General features: G+C 58.0%; 1 protein-coding gene. It reads left to right on the forward strand.

Annotation, left to right across the window (positions count from 1 at the left end; all coding sequences use genetic code 11):
- On the forward strand, positions 1–576 hold a 576-nt coding region (locus LPH68_RS26530; RefSeq protein WP_230297297.1), incomplete at both ends, for a hypothetical protein.

Below are 576 nucleotides of genomic sequence, written 5' to 3' on the forward strand. Positions count from 1 at the left end.
CAGTGGCCTGATACTGGAAGGCATCAATAATGTGCGGGGCTACCGCTACACCAACTGCCCCGGCATCGACGGGTTCGTCCTGCTGGAACGCCTGCACCAGGCCAAACTGAACGGCAGCGGCAAGCTGGAGCGCTTCGTGCTTGAGATAGACCGGGAAGACGACGGAACCCTGCTGAAGAAGTATTACGACTACGGAACGTACACGCAGACGGGTGCCGTGGATGACCGGCATTCGGGCCTTCGCGGTAAGCTGACGCTGACGAAGTATCTGGCTGACGAGGAACTGGAGAAGTATGCCGCCCGTTATCCGGAACTGACGATCAAGCAGCCGCCCTATACGATGATCGAGTTTGACGACAGTGTGGCCGACGATGCCAATGTTTCGAACCTGGACAACAAGACGGGGTACAAATTCGGCAATGCGTACAAAATGAGCGGGCATGTGAATGCCATCCTGTCCAAGCGCCACCGTGTACTGGCCAAGGTGACCAGGATGCCCACGAGCCGGAAGGTGGAGATAGCCGGGCAGCAGGTGGAAGTGAACAACCCGGACGGGGAGATGACCTATTTCCCCCT

It is taken from the genome of Bacteroides sp. 1_1_30, from assembly GCF_020982715.1.
GTDB lineage: Bacteria > Bacteroidota > Bacteroidia > Bacteroidales > Bacteroidaceae > Bacteroides > Bacteroides xylanisolvens.